Source organism: Stieleria marina (genome assembly GCA_007741555.1).
Taxonomy (GTDB): Bacteria; Planctomycetota; Planctomycetia; order Pirellulales; family Pirellulaceae; genus K23-9.
This window is the reverse complement of record CP036526.1, coordinates 6,418,203-6,438,179: the sequence shown is the minus strand read 5'-3', so window position 1 is coordinate 6,438,179 and position 19,977 is coordinate 6,418,203. Positions and strand designations below refer to the sequence as shown.

Genomic DNA, 19,977 nt, shown 5'->3' with positions numbered 1-19,977 from the left:
TGTGTCGCTTGATCAGCCAGTTGCTGATCGGCCACCTGCATTTATTCGCTCAGTCAACGCAAGCTCAGGTCAATCAGTTGCCTGGCAGTTGACGTTTGAATTTGGGCTCAGCGCTTTCTGGCAGATCCAAATCGTGCTCTTCCTGAAAACGGCGGCGATCGACCGGTCCCGCATAGTAGCGAAGCCATGTTTCGTCGTCTTCGACGCAGCGCCACTCGAGTGACTTGCCGGGAACGTCGACCTTCTTTTCACAGCTTGGCAGGATGTCACGATAGACGATCTTGTAAAGATCGCGATCACACAGGTGATCGGTGAACCGCAGCACCACATTCTTGGCGTACAAACGCTGGACGGTTTCGCCCAACAGTTTGCTGATCTCTTGGTCACCCAACGAATCGGGAGCGGGGAGAACCAACGGTGGGGAAAACCAACATGAAATTGGCAGTGCCGGAGCACGTTCCCAGGCAAGCATCGATGCGAGGTACTCGTTTTCCGTTTTAAGCGGCATGCGATTGACCGAGGGGTCGTCAATCGATTCGTCGCGGTACGGCTCAAGTTCGTCACGCAAGCGTGCATTCGCCAACATCAAGTCGACTTCGTCGATCGCCGGTCGGCTAGTGTCGCTCATGTCCATTCGTTGCTTGACTCTGAAGGGCGGAATTGAGGGGTGGGCTTCGTGTGACCCATCGCTTCGCCGACAAATGCTCGGCGACGTGAATGTGTCAGTCACGAAACCGATGGTATCCGTGCCCCGGCATCGCTCAATCCGTTTTTGAGTCAAAAGGAGTGTTTGGCAAGAAAATCATCGGCCCGACCATGACCTGATCGTTACGAGCGGAACTGTTTATCACTTTTTGCTGGCAAAACACGGCCATTTTCGTAAAGCTCGACGTGTTTGTCGATCATCTTTTGGACCGAAAACTCTTTGGCAATTCGTCGCCGCGCGGCTTCGCCCATCCGTTTTGCCATGTTGGGATTTTCCAGCAAATCCTGAGTTTCGCGGGCGAAGGCAGCCGTATCCCCCAGAGGCACAATCCGTCCTGTCGACTCGCGAGTGGCCGGCCCGATGCTAGTTGTGTCTTCTGCGAGGTCGCCCGGAACAGTTCCTCCGACGACATCTGAGCCGGTGCCTCCGGCTGCAGCTGCGCTAGTATCGACGTCAGTGCCGTCGTCGATCACCAAGTCGCGATTGCCGGGAATATCCGATGCGATGACGGGCACTCCCGCCTGCATCGCTTCGATCACCGCGTTACTTTGTCCTTCGTATTCGCTGCCAATCCAAAATGCGTCCGCGTGCGGCAGCAACTGAGCCACATCGTCGCGACTGCCCGCAAAACGTACGTGCCGACTGGTCGTCACCGCGTCGCGGTGCCGAAGCAGTTCGCCGCGTTGGGGCCCGTCCCCGATGATCACTAGGGTGGTGTCGCGGCGCAGGGAAGCCAGCAATTCGGCCGCCCAAATCAGGTCCCGGTAACGTTTCTGTGGCCATAGACGCCCCACCGCCAGAATCAGTCTACGGTCGGCGGGAACCTTCAGCTTTGCCAACGCGTCGGACCGCGAAATCGGCTGCACATCCACGGGTTCGATGCCGTTTGGGATGATTCGAAACAGCTCGGCGGCGATGCCATTGGCGGCATAAAATTCGCTTACTCCAGAGCTGTTTGTCGTGATGGCTTCGGTCCACTTTGCCAGCCAACGATCAATCCAAAAGTGCCCACTCGTTTTCCATGAATCAACGCAACGTTCACTGGCGATGATTCGCTTGACTCCCGCCAACTTGGCCGCCAAGCGGCCAAAACTATTCGCGGCAAAAATCCAAGTGTGAACCACATCCGGCTGCAAACGCACCAGTTCACGACGCAGTCGCAGAAAGGCGAACGGGTCGATTTTGAAACGTTTGCCAATCACAGTTACCGGAATTCCGGCCTGACGAAGTCGTTCGCTTCGCGGCCCATCTCGAGTAAGCAAAATCACATGCACATCGAAACGATCGCGCGGCAAATTTTCGGCCAACAGGCAAAGCTGCTTTTCAGCACCACCGCGATCCATCGTGGGAATAATCAACGCTACCTTGATCGTCATGAAACGGCTCCCATGGACGGCCCCGGGTCCGACCGATGATGCTTGGCCATCAAATCTTGAAACAACACCATGTAGTCTTCCAGAACTTTCGTTTGCGGCAGCGTGCGCACTAATTGCCTGTGAAACACTTCCGCGTTCGCCTCCGCGGCCGGCAAATCATCCAAAACGTGGCGCACCGCTTGTCGAAATGTTTTGGGGCGGTCGGGATCAAACCAAGAAACCAATGACGTAGCGTCCCCTAAGCGATCAGCCTGCTCGGTCGCACGGGATGCGTCAACGACACTTGCACGTTGAACGTCGTTCGATCCCGAACTCTTCAGGGCAAGGACTTCGCGAACCTCAGGCAGATCGGCGGCAACGATCGGTAACTGGGCAGCAACCGCCATCGGCAAAAACGCTTCCAAACCGAACGAATTCATCTGAACATACACGTCCGCGGCGGCGAAAACGTCTTCCATGTTTCCAAAGCAACCCGGCATCGCGATCGACGCACGCACCCCGTCGCCGCGAAGGGTCGAGTAGATGAGGTCACGTTGCGATCCATCTCCGATGTACCACAGATGCAGCAGCGGAAATCGGGCAACTAGGTCCCGTGCTGATACAACCATTGCGTGAACCAACCGATCGACTTGCTTGATTCGCCGCTTGGGATCGATTCCCTCCATCGGCGTGACACAAAACACCACGGGTTCATCAGCAGGCGCATGAAAGTCACGATTGATGGACGCCAGAGCTTTTCGGGCTTCGATTCGCTGTGCTTCGTCCGAGCGAATCGAGGTACCGATTCCCACATCAATGCGAACGATTTGATGCGGAGCAAAGCCACGACTGACGAGGGCTCTTTGCGTGCTGGATCCACTGACAACGATCGCGTCCGCCGATCGAGTAGCGTTTTCGCAGCGCTGGGCAGCACGCGACGAAGCCCACCAATCAAGATCGCTTTGCAGATGATCGTGACCCAATCGCACGACAACGGGGCAGTTAAGTGTTCGCCTGGCTTCGAGCGCCGCCACCGCATCCTCGCGAGCCCCATCGACCATGATCAAATCGTAGTGCTCGCCGTTTTCTCGCATCCACTTTGTCAGATTTCGCATGTATCGTCCCGTCGACCAATCACTTCGCGGCGCGATAGCGGGACGATGGACCGGAATCTCGCGAAAATCAAAAGCACTGCTCCACGAAGCGGAATAACGGGGCGTCAAAACTTCGACCGCGACTCCCTGTCGTTTCAGCCCGGTCGCCAAATCGATCAAATGCGCGGCACTGTCCGACGAACCGTGCGGCCAGAATCGTCGGCCCAGCAATAACAATCGCAGCGGTGAGCTCACGACTGATTTTCCGCAGCTGTCGCTTCGATTTCGGCAGGCTCTAAAATTGCTAGATACGGCAAGTTGCGATACATGTCCAAGTAGTCCAATCCGTAGCCGACCACAAATTCGTCGGGAATCTGGAACGCAACAAAATCAGGTCTCATTTCTACGTCGTGAGTTCGCGTTTTGTGCAACAACACTGCCGTCCTTGCCGATTTTGCTCCCATTTCGCGAAGCATCCCGGTCAGGCGATCGAGTGTTTTTCCGGTATCAAAAATATCGTCGACCAACAGCACATCGCGATCTTTGACATCGATCAACATGTTTGCATCAACCGACAATTCGCCCGACGTCATCCCACCACGGTAGCTAGAGGCTTGGATCACACCGACTCGCTGGGGCATCGACAATCGACGAATCAAATCAGCAAACAACACCAGACTTCCGGTCATCACAGCGATCACCGTCAGCGGCCGTTCGCTGCCGTAGTGCTGATCGATCTCGCTAGCAAGTCGCTCGACACCTTCGTTCAATTCGCTTTCGTTCAGCAAAGTTCGCATCGTTACAGTTCAAAAATCAAGAGAAATGAGGGGCGGTGGTGCTTTGGGAAGTTTAGCGTCAGTTTTCAAGCTAGGCCGCCCCAGGGGTTTGGCAGCAGTCTAACCGTTAGGTGTTTCGTGTCAGTTAGGTGTCGCGTGCCAGCGGTCCCAATCGAGAGAGACAAAACGATTGTCGGATGCCGATCTTAGCAGGGATTCACTCGATTGCGTTCCAATCGGGCTCCGCCGCCTCGAATGGCTCGATTGTAACGGTCGACCAGCGTGCAGGGAGTCAGAGAACTCAACGGAGGCGTGAAATCCGCCGAGTGAGTTTTGACCGTTGATGGTTGCCCATTGACGTTTGCCCGTGCGACCTTGATGAGAATCCCAAACCGCGAATGACTAATTCTCAACGACTCGAGACTGTCCGCACTCACGTACGCCAATGGCTTGCGGACCATTGTGACCAGTACGCGGAATCCATTCGCAATGGTGAACCGTCGAAAATTACCGAGTCGATCGTCATTCGCGACGAGCATTATTGTGGACGTTGCTTTAGTTCCGATCAATTTCGAGCTCTTTGGTTTATCGAAGAGGACGAACTGAAATTCTTGAACGACACCGGCGTTGTTGCTGTGTTCCGCGGCGAAGAAATCGGCGCTGAATCCGAAAGCGACGATCATCAAATCAACGTCATCAAAATCGGAACCCATCCCGGCACCTCAGACGAACACGACAGGCACGACATTGCAGCCGAACAGGACGCTGCAGACGAACAAAGTTCGTCCGACGACCAAGACGTTCGACGCGCAGCGTGATCGGGTATCTTACCGGTTGGCTTCTTCCCAAACGGAGTAACCTGTAAACCGAGCAGCCCGACAACGGTCTGCCAGCGACAAAGGTTGGTTCGGTACTCTTTCGGTGACAGTGGATGCGACGACTGACCGACTACATCACCGAATCCGTGCTACGTCCGCGCGAACAACTTACGCGTGGCCAGCACAACGTTCGCTACGCCTGGGAGCTAGGCGCCCACTGTTGGCGTCAGCTGCTACGTCATCGCGCCGAAGGCATGGCTGCCGAACTGACGTATCGCACCATCTTTTCGTTGATCCCCGTGGTTGTGCTGGGACTCGTTATGTTTCGAGTCGTGGGCGGACTGGATGACGTTCAGCAAAAAGTCGAAAACCAACTCTATTCGTTCTTTGGTGTTCCAGAGATCCCCGAAAGCTATCTACAACAAGACCTCCCCAAAGAGCCAACCGACAACGATTCGTTGGTCGCGGTCGGCGATGACGACGCTCCTGCGGAGTCAGCGACCAGCCTGGAGGCGCCGGCCAATGAAGTCGGCGATGATCTTTCAGCGGAACAGGTAGCCGAAGTCGTCGATGACGCCATCGCTACAAACGCCGCCGAGCAAGCATCCGCACCTGAGCAAGCATCCGATGCCGAGTCCGCTCTTGAAGCCCTGCAATCCGAAACCGACGTTGAGCTAGACGCCGAAAACGCAGCCGAAGAAAGGGAAGAGACGCGTCAGCAAACTCGTGCCATCATTCGCCGCACGCTTCATGAAGCCACCACAAAAGTCGCGTCGATTGATTTCGCGTCGATCGGTGTCTTCGGATTGCTGCTGTTTGTGTACGCAGCGGTCGCACTGGCTGATTCGACCGAATACCTTTTCAACCGAATCTACGACGCCCCCAAACATCGGCCGGTCCACATTCGGCTCGCCATCCACTGGTCGATCATCACCCTGGGCAGTGGCTTGCTGGCGATGAGCCTTTACATGTCCGGACAGTTTGTGGCGTGGGCAGGCACAGTGGGCGTGGGATCGTCAATACAGCTGGTCTTGGCGCGGCTCCTTTCGATCGGAGCCAGTTGGGTCCTGTTGTTTTTGCTTTACGCATTGATGCCAAACACCAACGTGTCGCCGCGCGCTGCCGTAGTCGGGTCGCTGGTCGGGTCTCTGTTATGGGAAGCCGCTAAGTTTGGATTTCAGATTTATGTCAGCACCGCGGTTCCCTATGCAGCACTCTACGGTTCGTTGGGTTTGATTCCGCTGTTCCTGTTTTGGATCTATGTCACGTGGCTGATCGTTTTGTTCGGTCTGATTTTGACTTACACGCTCCAAACACTGCGCGGGCGACGACTGCGACGCGTCAATCATGACGAAGACGACCTTCTCAAAGGCGACCCCGACTGGATGCTACCGATCATGACGGAAGTTTCCGAAGCGTTTCGGCAAGGCAAATCCATCGACTATCAAGAGATCGCGGATTGCCTGGGGCTATCCGGACGCATCGTCCACGAAATGACACACCGGCTGATCGATGCCGGGCTGCTTCGCCGTGTCTCGTCCGGCGCTGGCGAAGAAGACGCGCTCACTCTGGGTCGTCCCGCAGAAAGCATCTCCGTGTCAGAAATCCTGCAGCTTGCCCATCAATCACGTCCATCCAGCGACCATCCAGCCTGGAAAACCCTCGCCGATCTGAAAGATGCCCAACGAGCTGCCGCGAACGAAAAAACCCTCGCAGAAGTGACTTAGAGCCCCGAATCAAAGCGACCGCCTGCTGCGAACTGGCACTTCAAGAGCCATTCATTTTCGACGTGATCCCCTGACTTAGCACAGACTGTCCCCATCGTCACAACCGGCAACTTGGCGGTGACATTGACGGCAATGGATAATTGCCAGCTTCTCGTAGCGATCACCCGTGAGTAAGATTCGGGAGGTCGTTGACCAGCTTTCATTTCGATCACCATCTAGCTGTTGGCTGCCGTCTCGCATGGCCTCTTTTTTCATTGGAACATCTTTCCCCGAAACACTTTTCGTCGGAACACCGCGGTCAACGCGCCGTGCTCGGTCGCGTCGACTCCATCGCGTTTTCGTTGGCTGTGTTTTGCATGTCGCCCTTTTCCATTGCCATGGAACGACCGCGACAGCTCAACAAGCAACTCGGGGATTTGTCCCCAGCAGTTCCACGGCCAATTCCACCGCCACAAAAGCTGCGACTCAATCAGAGTCAAAGCCAACGCCCACACCGGCGCTGGCAAAAGTGCGGGTGCCCGGTGAATTCGAACCACAACGGGCAATCGTGCTCAGCATCACCGATTGGATGCCGCACCACTATCCCATTCTGCAGCAGATCGTCGACAAGACATCCCAGCACGTCAATGTCCTGATTCTCTACGACGAACTGGACCAGCTCCTCGATGTGACTAAACTGCTTGCCGATTCCAATCCCAATTTCGAGCATGTTTACTTTTCACAGCTCGAAATGGACACCATTTGGCTGCGTGACTTCGGACCTCGTCTAGCGGAACTGGACAACGGTTGGATTTCGATCGACTTCTTTTACGAAGGCAGTCGTCCCCGCGATGATAGTTTTCCTAGTCGTTGGGCCGCGATTGCCAAAACACGGCTGCGAACCGTTCGCTGGACCGTGCAGGGTGGCAACCTGATCAGCAATGGTGCAGGACTCGCGATCGCAACGAATCGCATTTTTTCGGACAATAACGTTCAGTTCCCCAATCCGCTCCCGGGAACCAATCCGCAGCAAGAAGCTCGCAAGATGGTCACGAAGGAATTCAAACGCAGCTTTAACTTGGACCAGCTCGTCATCCTGGAACCACTGCAACAAGAAGCGACCCGGCACGCCGATATGTTCGCGACGTTTTTGGATTCCAACCGCGTCTTGGTGGCACGAGTCGATCGTTTTCGCGATCCGATCAACGCCGCAATCTTGGACCGAAACGCGGCTCGACTACAAACCGCACGCGTCGCCGGTCGACCACTGGAAGTCCATCGGATCGATGTGCCTCCCCGCGAGGGCATGTTCTGGAGTCCCTACACGAATATCATCATGGCAAACAAACTGTTGCTGATGCCGACGTTCGATACGGACTCAAAGCTCATCGTTCAAAACGCGATCGCAACGTACCAGCGTCTGTTGCCTGACTACCAAATCAAAACAGTCGACATGACCAGCATGAAAACACTGCAAGGGTCGCTGCACTGCTTGTCATTGAATTTGCCTGACAAAGCCCCTTGGCCAAAGACCTACTATTCGTTCAAAAGCACGATCGAAAGTCTTGGCAACAAAGCTACCGGTGACGAATAACCATCGCGTTACCGTGGCCCCCGAATTTGCTCGACGGCCTCAACGCGACGATCACTTTCTGTCCAACGATATCGCTTCTGCGTAAGCCAGTTCACCGGTCGTGCCACTGTAGTACTGAAAAACGATTTGAGGATGTGGATAGGCGACCAAGCGTTTGCCCCCCAGTTTTTGCGGCATGTTAAAGACGTTGTTGACCTGAACGACGCAAAAATACGGATACAATCGCTCCAGTCGCGGCAGGTCCGGCAGCACATAGCTGCTCCAGCGGATATCACATTCGCGGGGTCCGAATTTGAATTTACCAGTCGCTGGTCGGTCGCTTTCGTCAAGCTTGGGCACGTGATTGACGCTGTTGTGCGGACCGCAGCAGAACTCGTACACGTTGTCGGTCACCTTGATCGCAAAACTATTGTGCAAATCGCCGGTCATGACGAACACCTTTTTGCCCATTTTGTCCCATTCATTGATCAACAATTCCCGCTCGTCAAAAAAGCCAGTCCAGGCTTCTTCTTTGTTCGCCTCGTCGGCCTCGAACCCCCCAGCACCGCTATGCGGAATCATGAAGGGGACGGTCGAAATGACGAACGAGAAATCGGCATCGCTCTCTCGCATTGATTTCAGCAACCACTCTCGCTGCGGTTTTCCCAACAGCGAAACGCCTGGCTTGTCACGCTGAGACACATCATGCATGTCGCGATCGCCTCGGGTGTCAATCAAGAAGAAATCACAATTTGCTACGCGAAACTTGCCGTAACTGCGACGACCAATCGAATAGCTCAATTCCGAGTCATCGACTTTGGCAGGCATGTGCAGCCTGAGCGTATGCTTGTCGACCACTTCGACGATGTCATAGACAAACGAATTTTTGTTGCCATCGTCGTTGTCATATTTCATGTCGTTCACACCGGCTTCAGCGGTACCCCAGTGAACGTGCAAGTTCGTCATTTCCGATAACGGCAGCTTCGTAAAATCCACGTCGGTATCGGTCAACAAATCGCTGCCAGCTCGCATCGATCCTTTGCCAAAATGAATCGCGTGTTTGAACGCTTGGGGATTGGCCCAGCCCAGATAGTCATGCCAAGCTTGTGTACCGATGTCACGAAAAACCGTACGCCGGTGCCGCTTACCAGCTTCGGAAGAACCCCAAATGTCATTCACCAGTTCGTGATCATCAAAGGTAAAGTAGCTTGGCACATTGCGATGCCATTGGGCAAGTTCCACACCGCGACTGAGGTAGAGCTTGTAGTTTTCCCACACGCCAACGATCGTTGGCATGATGTTGACGACCATCGGCAGCGTCGCAACGTTTTGAGTCAACTGCCACGCTTCGGGCGGATAGCGACGAAGTTCCTCGTACAGCCAGTCGCCGTTCATGATGTGAAAATGAACTTTGTCAGCCCAGTCAGCATTGAGATGCTCGTACGTGGTCGAGCGGTGACCGGGACCATGCAGCGGATTTTGGTTTGCACAGGAACCGATTTGAAACCGGAAGTTAAAAAGACCTTCCGGGTTGTACTCAGCATTTCGAGACGCGTCGGCACTTGGCAGTGTCAGAAAACTACCAGGCAATCCGTGCGGCCGAGCATTGACCCAAGTCTGGTAGTAATACCTTGTATCGGGTTTCAGGTCGACCAATTTGGCGATCCCGGTGTTGTCGCGGTCGATCGTTGTCTTGGCAAATTCGCTAACCAAATCGAGCTTCTTGGGGTCGGTTCCATAGTGAACCGAAAATTCGCCCGACGCCGATGTTCGTGCCCAGACCAGCATCGATGTAGCAGTGGGCTGCCCAAGCATAGGACCATGCGTCAAACGAATCGGATCGGCATCGCGAACCTGCACTGAAGCACCGATCGTCGCCGCTTCAACGGCCTTGCCAGTCGTGCCGACACCGCTCTGAGCAAAAGTAATACCGGACGCACAAGACACTAGGATCGCAGCAGCAAGAAAACGCATGACACCCAATCAAACAGAGAGAACAAACAGGATGGGCCCATCATACACATCCTGTTAGCGAGCGTATCGATCCGGCGATAGCATTCGTAGGCCTTCGATTTCGGGCGTTTGGTGACTTAGCAGATTGGCAACGATTTCTGCTGAGACCATCGCCAGCGAAATGCCCATCATGGCGTGGCCCGTCGACACAACCAGGTTGCTCCACTTGGCCGTCCGACCGAGGTAGGGCAACCCATCGGGCGAACACGGACGCAGCCCACTCCACACCGGTTGCCCCTCGAAATCGCTTGCCTTGAACGCCGGAAAATACTTTGGCACCGACTGCAAAATCCCTCGCACGCGCGACTGGCTAATCGATTGATCGATCCCGGCAATCTCCATCGTTCCACCCACGCGAAGCGAACTTCCCATCGGTGTGACCGCGACACGGGCCTCGTGAAGCAGCGAGCATAATTCGGGTAATTCAGCCGGCTGATCGATCGTCACGCTGTAGCCTTTACCTGCCTGCATTGGCAAAGCCACTCCCAAATCGTGTCCCAGCATCGTGGACCACACTCCGCCGCAAACGACAAATTCATCGGCATCGATTTCGCCCGCGCTCGTCACAACGTTCTCGATACGGCCACCGGATTTGGTAAACCCCAACGACTCCGTTTCCCAACAAAAGCGACAGCCGTTGTTTTCTAGTTCAGACTCAATCGCACGCATCAATCGATTGGGCGAAAGGTGGCAATCCTTGGGATAAAAAACACTACCGCGAATATCCATCTGAACATTCGGATCCAACTTCGACGTTGCTTCGGCATCTAACACTTGAGCGGGCACCCCCAGGCTTTCTGCTTTGGCTGCCGTCTTGGCTTCTTCGTCCAAGCCTGCCGCTGTCTTACACAACATTAACAATCCGCGAGTCTTGAGCCCAAAACCATCGGGAAGCTCTGTCTGCAATTGCTGGTAGAGCTCGCGACTGCGCAGATGCAAATCACGTAAAAGCGGCGCCGAACGCTGAACATGCTGCTGCGTACACGACTTTTTAAATTGCCACATCCAGCGGACCAAATCCATCGACGCACGTGGTCGTATATAGAACGGCGATTCCGGATTCCACATCCACTTCAGCCCCATCGCGATCATGCCGGGTGCAGCCAAAGGAATGACGTGACTGGGAACCAACATGCCTGCGTTTCCAAACGAGCAACCGTCTCGCTGACTGGGTTTGCGATCGATCACCGTGACTTGGTGACCTTGCTGCTGGCAAAACCAAGCCGTCGCCATTCCCACGACGCCGCCACCGATAATTGCAACGTGTTTTGACATGAGACTTTAGATTGCGAACCGGACTGACATGACTACCTGATTCCTTCGCGAAACGGATCATCGGAATCAAAACGCAAAGTGGACTCGCTTGTGATAAACGCAGTGCCCGAGATTGTGGGAATGATCCTGCTTTTCGTTTCATCCATCCATCGGTACGTGCATTCAAACGCAGTTCCGAGAATTCCTTCCTGCACCCATCGCTCACCCGGCATTAGCTTTCCGTCTTCAGCCAGGCAGGCGAGCTTCGCACTGGTCCCCGTACCGCAAGGCGAACGATCGTATTCCAGCCCCGGACAGAGCACAAAATTCTGTGAATGCGATCCTGCCTTTGTCGGCGGACCAAACAGTTCCACATGGTCGACGTCGGGAAAACCGCTCGAGTTCAAATGCGATCGTATATTCCCGGCGTGATCCTGAAGTTGGCGCACCCGAGACAAATGCAGGTCACATGCTGGTGTTTTCACCAGAAAGAACCAATTGCCACCCCAAGCAATGTCGCCGACGACGTTTCCGATTCCCTGAACCTGAATTTCAACATCTTTGGCGATTCGGTAACTGGCAACATTATCGACACTGATCGAACCATCATCATTCAGCTTGGCCGACACCACGCCCGCGGCTGTCTCAATCAAACACGAATCGGAACTTAGCCGACCGAGCTCTTTGAGTGTTTGAACAACACCAATCAGCCCATGCCCGCACATGCCTAGAAAACCGACGTTATTGAAAAAGATCACGCCAGCGTCGCAGCTTGGATCGGCAGGCTTGCACAACATTGCGCCAACCAGCACGTCCGACCCACGTGGTTCGCGAACCACGCCGCAGCGGACGGCATCAAACGATTCACGAAAACGCACCAACTGATCGGCAACGCTTCCCGTGCCCAAGTCCGGGGCGCCGTCGACAATGACGCGCGTCGGTTCGCCAGCCGTATGCGAATCGATGGTGTGAATTCGCTGAATCATGCCTACGCTGTTCGTCCAGGCCAAGCTGCATACCAATCCTGAAAGAGCTTCAGCTGCGTTTCGACGAATCCTTTCTGACTCTCACTCAGGCAATCGGTTTCATTGAAGTGGTACTCGTATTCTGCTTCGCCCAGCAAGAACAGGATGTACTTGTAGTACAGCACCAAATCCGGACCTTCATCAAACGTCGACAAAACAATCAACGCATCGTCCAGTTCTTTTGCAAGTCGTCGCGCTTCGGCATCTCCGGTGGCGGCTTGCTGGCACAGCTGCACCAAACGCAGCACCACACCGGGCAAGCAGTTGCCGATTCCCGTGATAGCACCGGCCGCACCGCATTGGACAAAACCGTGGAACACTTGCGTGTCAACGCCCGCCATCAGTACCAGATCATCACGCCCACTAGTGATATGCTCGGCAGCGTAGCTGAGTGCCGTTGCGCCACCGAATTCTTTGAACCCAACAAGATTACTAAATTCACTGCGCAGATCAAAAAACAGATCCGCCTTCGTTTCGAATCCGTAGTAGGGACTGTTGTAGATCACGGCGGGCAGGTTTGGCGCGGCGTTTAAGATGCCTGCGAAATGATGCCGCTGAGCAATCGGTGATGTTCCTCGCGAAAGCACGCGTGGAATCACCATCAGTCCGGCAGCGCCAACACTGGCAGCGTGCGCCGAATGCTGTGCTGCGATGCTCGGGTTCTGTGCGCCCGTGCCAACGACGACCGGGACGCCAGCATCGACCAATTGCTTCACGCCTTCTTGACGTTCTTGGTCGGTCAGTAGCGGCCAATCTCCCATGGAACCACAATAAACGACGCCGCTCATGCCCGCGTCCATCAGAGCTTTGCCTTTGCTGACCAGAGCCGCAAAATTTGGCTTGCGGTCTGCATCACAGGGAGTCATCAAAGCGGGTATGCACCCACGGAAAACGCTGTTGTTCATTTCGTTGCCATCTGGTGTTGGAAGTTGAACCCCATTTGAATCAAAGAACCGTCGACTTGCGACCCTGCCAGCCGTCGATCAATCCTGGCGCGGCTGGCGAACCGTCGGTCCTTGCGACATGCCAAACTTTTTGACCGGCAGCAGTTCGACTGTAATCACGGCTGCAAAGATCAATGCGCACCCAAAGTAGCCCGCGGGAGTTAATCGGTCGCCAACGAAAACAGCGCCAAACACTGCGGCAAAAAGACTCTCCGTCCCCATCAAGATCGCAGCGACGCTGGAACTGGTGTGCCGCTGAGCGACAATCTGAAGCGTAAATCCCAAACCACCGGCAAGAATTCCCGCGTACGCGATCTCTGGTAGCACGGCGAGCAACATCGAAACCGAAAATGTCGAATCGGTCCAACCCAATGATTCGCTGACAAGGTGTGCGATCGTCCCACAACATCCGCAAACAAAAAACTGCTTCGCCGCCAAACTCACCGGGCGATTGGTTTGCTTTGCAAATCGGCCGACCAGTATCACATGAATGGCCCAGCAAAATGCACAAAGCACGACCATCCAATCCCCCCAAGTGATCCGCGAAAAATCGCCACCACTGAGCAGATACACTCCGATCAATGAAACAAAAGCTGACATCCAAACGGCCACGCTCTGCCGTTGCCGACAGACGACAAACAACAACACTGGAACAATGACGACATACAGTGTCGTCAAGAATCCGGCATTGGTCACCGTTGTCCCCAGCAATCCAATTTGCTGGGTCGACATGCCGAGAAAAAATACGATGCCCAAAACGACAAAGTGGTGTGATCGCGCCGCGGTGTCTGGGTCGGCAATGCGAGCACGTTCATAGATCGCCATCGGTGCGACCACCGCGGCGGCGAGAAAGAATCGCAACGCAATGAACAGCATCGCCGGCATGTCATCCATCGCAGATTGCTGAGCGACAAATGCGAGTCCCCAGATGGCGCCTACCGCTAGCAGCAGTCCGTTCGCAAGCTTGGTTGTCATGATCCTAAAACTGCAATCGATTTAGAATCGCTTCTACCTTGGCACGTTGCGGTGGCAAAAAATGATTGAAGGGTTCGGCCATGTGGTCACTGCAAATCCCCTTGATCGACAACGCACACTTCGTCGCTTTGATGTGTCGACTAGCGTATTTACCGACATCGTAGATCGCTTGCAAAGCATCGACTTTTTCCTGCAACGATTCGACCTTCGATTCATCTTGGTCGACCGCAGCCTGATAGTACTGGGCAAACAATTCGGGAAACACATTGGCACCGCCGTTGACGCCGCCGTTGGCTCCCATCTGTACCGCTTCGGCCGTCAGATGCTCCGGTCCAATGAACATGGACCAATCAGGTCGTTCTTCTTTCAGACCCATGATTTGCTGAAAGTAGTCCATGTCGCCGCTACTGTCTTTGACGCCGACGATGCTTTTGTGCTGTGACAGTTGCTGCAGTGTTTCGTATTCGAACCACACCTTGGTCAGACTTGGCATGTTGTACAACATCAGAGGCAGCGGTAACTGATCCACCACGTGATCGACGTAGAGTTTCAATTCCGTTTGGCCAGCCGGGAAATAGTACGGCGTTGTCAGCACCACCGCATCTGCGCCCGCGTCACTGGCCACATTTGCCAGGGTAATCGTTTCGACAAACGCGGTATCAGTTACCCCCACAAAAACGGGCAGGCGTCCGTCAACGGCTTTGCAGACCAGTTCGATGAATTCACGTCGTAAGCGATAGCTCAAACTGGGTGCTTCGCCGGTGGTTCCTAACACAAACAAACCTGCGACGCCTCCGGCAATCATGTGCTCCAAAAGCCGGTGCGTTCCATCGACGTCGATTTCGTCGCGTCCCAACAAAGGTGTCACCAAAGGGGGAACGATGCCGTTGATTGGTTTCCAAGTCACAATAGGTTCTCGCAGCAGATCGTGGTGGGTTCAGTGTTGACATATCAGAACGGCCAGCCCTAGGTCGTCAAGCACCCGATTGCCACTGCGCTAGATTTTCCGCAACGGCCAATTGTATTTGTCGGCGCGCTTCATCACGAGCGACGCCCTGCATCAACATATTGTCGTAGCCGGTGTGTTCGTAACGAATGTGCGCAATGACGGCCAGCTTGATTGCTTTGGGATCGACGTCACGCCCCGCCGCCGACCGCCCGACACGGCCGCTTCCATGTTCCGCGGTGTGCTGTGCGATCCGCGCCGCCGGCGCTTCGGCTGGGCACGACGGGAACTGGTTGCCGATCTCTACCACCATCGCCGCGACCAATTTTTTGTCTTGCTTGTCGCAAGCCACCGCCGCGCATGCTCGCTGGCCGGCATCGTCTTGCATCGAATTTTCGGCTTGTTCGATCGCCGCTGCGGTGACCAGAAGCCCTTGGCGATCGTAGCGCTTTCGCCGACGGTTAAGACACACAACAACAGCTGACAACCGACTGTGTTTCTTTGCGCGGCGTGTGAGTGTCGCATTGCCACTGGGCAAAAATTCCAAGTAGTCAGAATCAGCGCACGCAGTACATAGCGGCTGATCTGCCTCACGGTACATGTGTTGACGGGAATGGATCGGTTCATCGCATTCGCTGCAGCAGGCAACTTCAGCGGTCATCACATAGACGACCAAATCGGGCGCTTTTGTGAGCTTCTTTTGGATTTGCTTCTTTCGGGCCGGTGTTTGGTCCGCAATCTGATAGCGAGTCTGAAAAAACACTTCGCGATCGACATCGATCATGATTCGTAGACCGCGATTGCCCGATCGACTGGCGGCTTGGTAAGGCACGACAGCGCTTTCCAAATTGGATTCCCTGGTCCACTGTCGAAAATAGCGAAACGTATTGTCCAGCTTCGCGGGACCACACTGGATGTGTTCTTCCAAAACACGGTAGCGCTCGTGTTCGCGTTTCCAATGCTCGAAGTGAGAAAGCTCAAATGAAGAAGCAGCTCGATCGGGCCGACAGCCCCTGTCGCTTCAGAATCGTTTCAGCAGCGGTGTAGACGCGTTGCTGCAACGTCGGACGCAATTGCTTACTCGGCGGCTTATTCGCAGAGAGACTGATATCAATCAAGCGCAGTAAAATAGTTGTCGGGTACTGCCTACGGCGGTGCTTACTTTTCACGGGGTTTACCTTGGCGAACAGACACTCCGGCATGGCAATGAAAGACTCTGTTTGCAACGAAAGCCGCAACCTTGGCTTTGCGGGGTACGATCGATGAGGTCAGCTCCCCCCTCCACAGTGACACTCGCTAGAATCGATCACTGTTTGCGATGCGCAGGCACAAGAGAATAAACTAGAAAACGCAGCCTGTAATGATGTAGCATATCGGAGCACCGCGAATTGAGTTCGCGGTTCACCGATTCCATTGCCGCATCGAAGCCGCAACAACGAGGCAACCCAACATGAACGCCGAGGATTTTCAAAACCTCTACAAATTGCTTCGCGGCAGCAAATCAGCATTTGCTGTGCTGGATGCCCGGACGCTTTTCATCGAGAAAAATTCGATTCAGTCGCTCGAGCGAATCGAAGAAGCTCGCGAAAGTTACTCGCAGAGTCGATCGCGATTGATGAAATCATCGGCCGAAACGCAGGTGGATGCAAAAGCACCTGACGCGGCAAAACAGATCAAACGCATCGAGCGAAAACAAGACAAGGTCAAAGAAATCTTGAAAGCCTTTGATGAAATGCTGCCAAAACTGCGAAAACTGGCGGATCGTGATCAAGCAAAAGCGAAAGAGAAGCCCGATACAGAGTCGACATCGTCGGATGTTTCTGAATCGCAGCAGGAATTGCAAAACGGAGTCTATGACCGGCCGGCCAACCGCGACGACGTGACGAAGTTGTTCCTCGGTCGATTCAAGGAAATTGATGGAGACGAGCAGCTAGCGTGGATCGCAAAACACTTTGGATTTCGCCCTGTCGAGAGTGAAGAAGACATTTACCCCGATTCGATTTACTTTATCAAAATCGAAGACGAGACTTTTCTGGTTCAGACGCGCAGTGCCGATGAGATTCAAAAGGGCGTGGCTCTGATTAGCATCGACAGCAATGTGCCGATGAAAACCTATACCCGCGAAGCATTCGTTCGCATGGGATCGCGGAGGCGAATGGTGCTGTTAACAACCGAATACAAGTACGCTGAGAGCGAAATTTAACGCCATTTGTGCCCTCCGACCACCACCACTTCTGATGGTGAACTGGTTAAGATGTCGTCGTTCAATCTTAATCGTTGTCTTTGGAGCTCCACACATGTCGCGTCGCGTTTTGACCTACCTTTTGCCCTGCATCCTGGGTGTCTTTTCACTGTTTTGCGCCAGCGTCAATGCTGATGAGAAGCTGAAGGTGCTGATCATCGACGGCCAAAACAACCACACTGCTTGGCCCAAAACGACAGCCATGATGAAGCAGTATTTGGAAGAAACCGGTCGCTTCAGTGTCGACGTCCAACGCAGTCAGTTCACTTGGAAAGGCGGCGAGCTACTCAAAGAGTTTCCGCTGGACGACGGCAAGACTTACCAAGATTTGCCACAAGCTAAAACAGACCCCGATTTCAAACCCACGTTTTCCAACTATGACGTGGTCTTGAATAACTTTGGCTACAACGCAGCACCGTGGCCCGAAGAGACAAAGAAAGCCTTTGAGGAATTCGTCAAAGGCGGCGGCGGGTTAGTCGTTGTTCACGCCGCTGACAATTCGTGGGGCGACTGGGCCGAGTACAACAAGATGATCGGCCTGGGCGGCTGGGGTGGCCGAACGGAAAAATCGGGGCCGTACGTCTACATCGACAACGATGGCAAAACGGTTCGAGACGATTCAGAAGGCCGCGGCGGTGCTCATGGCCCGCAACACGAATACCAAATCGTGATTCGCAACCCCGATCACCCCATCACAAAAGGCCTGCCACGATCTTGGATGCACACCAAAGACGAACTGTACCAAGAACTGCGCGGACCAGCCGACAACATGACCATCTTGGCCACGGCATTTGCAGACAAGAAATACAAAGGCACTGGACGCAACGAACCCAAGTTGATGACGATCGACTATGGCAAAGGCCGCGTCTTTCACTCGACGATGGGCCACGCTGACTACAGCGTCGAATGTGTCGGTTTTATCACGACACTGATTCGTGGAACGGAATGGGCCGCCACAGGTGCAGTTACCTTGACCGAAATCCCCGAGGATTTCCCCAAGCCAGAAGCATCCAGTGCGCGTGCATTCCACGCACTTCAGACCGCCAAGTAGGCTCTGGCCTGCTTCCGAATCGATCCGATGCCTAGGTCCCGCCTAGGCAATCAAATCTAGGCGTTCAACAGCTAGGCGATCAATTCGTCAATCACTTCCCCGCCGAATTGCGATAGCTGTTTGTAGCGCCCACCGTGGAAGTACGTCAGCTTATTGTCGTCTAATCCCATGAGATGCAGCAGCGTGCAGTGAACGTCGCGGATCGGGTGAACACACTCGACCGCTTTGGCGCCGATTTCATCCGTGCCGCCAACGATCGTTCCTTTCTTGACACCGCCACCGGCGAACCACATGTTCATCGCGTCGACATTGTGTCCGCGACCTACGCTGGTCACACCACCACGATAATTGTTGTCCGGCGTGCGTCCAAACTCGCCGGTCCAAACCACCAAGGTTTCGTCCAGAAGCCCGCATCGTTTCAGATCCTTGATCAACGCTGCGATCGGTTTGTCGACACTTGAGATCCGAGCCGAGTGACCACGCTCCAAATAGTCGTGGCTATCCCAACCGCCCGAAAAGATCTGCACAAATCGAACGCCTTGTTCAACCAGTCGGCGAGCCATCAAGCACTGCTTGGCAAACATGTCGTCTTCGCCGTCGATGCCGTACGATTCGACGACATGCTTGGGTTCTTTGGCTAGGTCGACGATATCGGGGACCGCCGTCTGCATGCGGTAAGCCAATTCGTAGCTTTCCATTCTCGCAGCCAAGTCGCCGTGCTCGGGGTGCGATTGCAAATGTGCCTGGTTCAGCATTGCCAATTCGTCCAAAGCGCGACGCTGGTGCTTGCGGCTTTTGTGCGACCGAGGATTCAAATCCAAAATCGGAGAACCTTGTGAACGGAAAGTCGTCCCTTGGTAGTAGGCCGGCAAAAAACCGTTCGACCAGTTGGTCGAACCAGCCTGCGGCGCCGCCAATTCGGTCATCACCACGTACCCTGGTAGGTTCTGGTTTTCGCTGCCCAGGCCATAAGTCATCCAAGACCCAACGGCTGGATCACCGCCCAACCGGCTCCCCGTATTCATCTGCAGCAACGCTTCGGGGTGATTGAGCGATTCGGCTTGGCAACCACGATAGACACACAATTCATCGGCAATTTCTTTGTCTGCCATGTGGACCCATTGGTCACTCATGTCGATTCCCGATTCGCCGACCTTGCGACTTTTGAAGGGGCTTCCGACATAGAAACGTTTGCCCGTTGCCAAACCTTCGGTGCGTTTGGATTCGGTCAAGTGCAACCTGCTCAACTCCGGCTTTGGATCGAACGTATCGATCTGGCTGGGACCGCCTTCCATGAACAACATGATCACAGCTTTGGCCTTGGCCGGATGCAACGGAGGTTTGGGCGACAGGGGACCGTCTTTGCCGGCTGCCGCTACAAGCTGTTCGGCGCCCGTGCCGTCCGCAGCCAACATGTCGGTCAGTGCCAAAGTACCTAATGAAGATCCGAGACCGTAAAGAAAATCGCGACGTGGTAGTCCAGTCATAGCTTTATTGAT

General features: G+C 54.5%; 17 protein-coding genes. 5 read left to right on the top strand and 12 right to left on the bottom strand.

Features of this window, described 5'->3' with window-relative positions:
• Positions 1-73: 73 nt before the first annotated feature.
• The 4 genes from K239x_RS22905 to hpt form a co-directional block, all read right to left on the bottom strand.
• The gene (locus K239x_RS22905) at positions 74-628 is read right to left on the bottom strand and encodes a hypothetical protein (protein ID WP_145420678.1); all 555 of its coding nucleotides are present in this window, start codon (positions 626-628) and stop codon (positions 74-76) included.
• Positions 629-828: 200 nt separating this feature from the next.
• Entirely contained in the window at positions 829-2,082 is a 1,254-nt protein-coding gene (locus K239x_RS22900) for a glycosyltransferase family 4 protein (protein ID WP_145420677.1), read from the bottom strand.
• Positions 2,079-3,410 (bottom strand): glycosyltransferase family 4 protein, encoded by a 1,332-nt coding sequence (locus K239x_RS22895; protein ID WP_145420676.1) that lies wholly within the window; start codon positions 3,408-3,410, stop codon positions 2,079-2,081. Before K239x_RS22895 ends, K239x_RS22900 begins: the two co-directional genes overlap by 4 nt.
• A complete protein-coding gene (hpt, locus tag K239x_RS22890; protein WP_145420675.1) occupies positions 3,407-3,952 on the bottom strand; it encodes a hypoxanthine phosphoribosyltransferase in 546 nt (181 codons plus the stop codon). Before hpt ends, K239x_RS22895 begins: the two co-directional genes overlap by 4 nt.
• 377 nt (positions 3,953-4,329) lie before the next feature.
• Here hpt and K239x_RS22885 point away from each other — a divergent pair, with 377 nt between their 5' ends.
• From K239x_RS22885 to K239x_RS22875, 3 genes are all read left to right on the top strand, one after another.
• Positions 4,330-4,749, top strand: a complete 420-nt coding sequence (locus tag K239x_RS22885) for a hypothetical protein (protein ID WP_145420674.1) — start codon at positions 4,330-4,332, stop codon at positions 4,747-4,749.
• A gap of 113 nt (positions 4,750-4,862) precedes the next feature.
• A complete protein-coding gene (locus tag K239x_RS22880) occupies positions 4,863-6,476 on the top strand; it encodes a YhjD/YihY/BrkB family envelope integrity protein (protein ID WP_145420673.1) in 1,614 nt (537 codons plus the stop codon).
• Between the two features lie 514 nt (positions 6,477-6,990).
• Positions 6,991-8,049 (top strand): agmatine deiminase family protein, encoded by a 1,059-nt coding sequence (locus K239x_RS22875; RefSeq protein WP_419189296.1) that lies wholly within the window; start codon positions 6,991-6,993, stop codon positions 8,047-8,049.
• A 51-nt stretch (positions 8,050-8,100) separates the two neighbouring features.
• Here K239x_RS22875 and K239x_RS22870 read toward each other — a convergent pair whose 3' ends face one another.
• The 7 genes from K239x_RS22870 to K239x_RS22840 form a co-directional block, all read right to left on the bottom strand.
• Positions 8,101-10,002 (bottom strand): alkaline phosphatase D family protein, encoded by a 1,902-nt coding sequence (locus K239x_RS22870; protein ID WP_145420671.1) that lies wholly within the window; start codon positions 10,000-10,002, stop codon positions 8,101-8,103.
• Between the two features lie 54 nt (positions 10,003-10,056).
• Positions 10,057-11,316 (bottom strand): FAD-dependent oxidoreductase, encoded by a 1,260-nt coding sequence (locus tag K239x_RS22865; RefSeq protein WP_145420670.1) that lies wholly within the window; start codon positions 11,314-11,316, stop codon positions 10,057-10,059.
• A 32-nt stretch (positions 11,317-11,348) separates the two neighbouring features.
• Positions 11,349-12,281 (bottom strand): proline racemase family protein, encoded by a 933-nt coding sequence (locus K239x_RS22860; protein WP_419189295.1) that lies wholly within the window; start codon positions 12,279-12,281, stop codon positions 11,349-11,351.
• Positions 12,282-12,283: 2 nt separating this feature from the next.
• Complete coding sequence (locus K239x_RS22855) at positions 12,284-13,225, bottom strand: dihydrodipicolinate synthase family protein (protein ID WP_145420669.1); 942 nt, start codon at positions 13,223-13,225, stop codon at positions 12,284-12,286.
• 78 nt (positions 13,226-13,303) lie between these two features.
• Positions 13,304-14,239 carry a DMT family transporter gene (locus K239x_RS22850; RefSeq protein ID WP_145420668.1) on the bottom strand — a complete coding sequence of 312 codons (936 nt, stop codon included), beginning with the start codon at positions 14,237-14,239 and terminating at the stop codon, positions 13,304-13,306.
• 4 nt (positions 14,240-14,243) lie between these two features.
• Complete coding sequence (locus K239x_RS22845; RefSeq protein ID WP_419189294.1) at positions 14,244-15,146, bottom strand: dihydrodipicolinate synthase family protein; 903 nt, start codon at positions 15,144-15,146, stop codon at positions 14,244-14,246.
• A gap of 67 nt (positions 15,147-15,213) precedes the next feature.
• Entirely contained in the window at positions 15,214-16,113 is a 900-nt protein-coding gene (locus tag K239x_RS22840) for a DUF2293 domain-containing protein (RefSeq protein WP_145420666.1), read from the bottom strand.
• A 522-nt stretch (positions 16,114-16,635) separates the two neighbouring features.
• On the opposite strand from K239x_RS22840, the gene K239x_RS22835 reads away from it, so the two are divergent.
• Both K239x_RS22835 and K239x_RS22830 read left to right on the top strand, forming a co-directional pair.
• The gene (locus K239x_RS22835) at positions 16,636-17,388 is read left to right on the top strand and encodes a hypothetical protein (protein ID WP_145420665.1); all 753 of its coding nucleotides are present in this window, start codon (positions 16,636-16,638) and stop codon (positions 17,386-17,388) included.
• A 94-nt stretch (positions 17,389-17,482) separates the two neighbouring features.
• A complete protein-coding gene (locus K239x_RS22830) occupies positions 17,483-18,478 on the top strand; it encodes a ThuA domain-containing protein (protein ID WP_145420664.1) in 996 nt (331 codons plus the stop codon).
• A gap of 71 nt (positions 18,479-18,549) precedes the next feature.
• Here K239x_RS22830 and K239x_RS22825 read toward each other — a convergent pair whose 3' ends face one another.
• Positions 18,550-19,965, bottom strand: coding sequence for a DUF1501 domain-containing protein (locus K239x_RS22825; protein WP_145420663.1), 1,416 nt, complete (start codon positions 19,963-19,965; stop codon positions 18,550-18,552).
• Positions 19,966-19,977: the final 12 nt, after the last annotated feature.

Coding starts and splice junctions, on each gene's coding strand:
- K239x_RS22905 (WP_145420678.1), bottom strand. CDS start 628: ATGAGCGACACTAGCCGACCGGCGATCGACGAAGTCGACTTGATGTTG.
- K239x_RS22900 (WP_145420677.1), bottom strand. CDS start 2,082: ATGACGATCAAGGTAGCGTTGATTATTCCCACGATGGATCGCGGTGGT.
- hpt (WP_145420675.1), bottom strand. CDS start 3,952: ATGCGAACTTTGCTGAACGAAAGCGAATTGAACGAAGGTGTCGAGCGA.
- K239x_RS22885 (WP_145420674.1), top strand. CDS start 4,330: ATGACTAATTCTCAACGACTCGAGACTGTCCGCACTCACGTACGCCAA.
- K239x_RS22880 (WP_145420673.1), top strand. CDS start 4,863: ATGCGACGACTGACCGACTACATCACCGAATCCGTGCTACGTCCGCGC.
- K239x_RS22870 (WP_145420671.1), bottom strand. CDS start 10,002: ATGCGTTTTCTTGCTGCTGCGATCCTAGTGTCTTGTGCGTCCGGTATT.
- K239x_RS22865 (WP_145420670.1), bottom strand. CDS start 11,316: ATGTCAAAACACGTTGCAATTATCGGTGGCGGCGTCGTGGGAATGGCG.
- K239x_RS22860 (WP_419189295.1), bottom strand. CDS start 12,281: ATGATTCAGCGAATTCACACCATCGATTCGCATACGGCTGGCGAACCG.
- K239x_RS22855 (WP_145420669.1), bottom strand. CDS start 13,225: ATGAACAACAGCGTTTTCCGTGGGTGCATACCCGCTTTGATGACTCCC.
- K239x_RS22850 (WP_145420668.1), bottom strand. CDS start 14,239: ATGACAACCAAGCTTGCGAACGGACTGCTGCTAGCGGTAGGCGCCATC.
- K239x_RS22835 (WP_145420665.1), top strand. CDS start 16,636: ATGAACGCCGAGGATTTTCAAAACCTCTACAAATTGCTTCGCGGCAGC.
- K239x_RS22830 (WP_145420664.1), top strand. CDS start 17,483: ATGTCGCGTCGCGTTTTGACCTACCTTTTGCCCTGCATCCTGGGTGTC.
- K239x_RS22825 (WP_145420663.1), bottom strand. CDS start 19,965: ATGACTGGACTACCACGTCGCGATTTTCTTTACGGTCTCGGATCTTCA.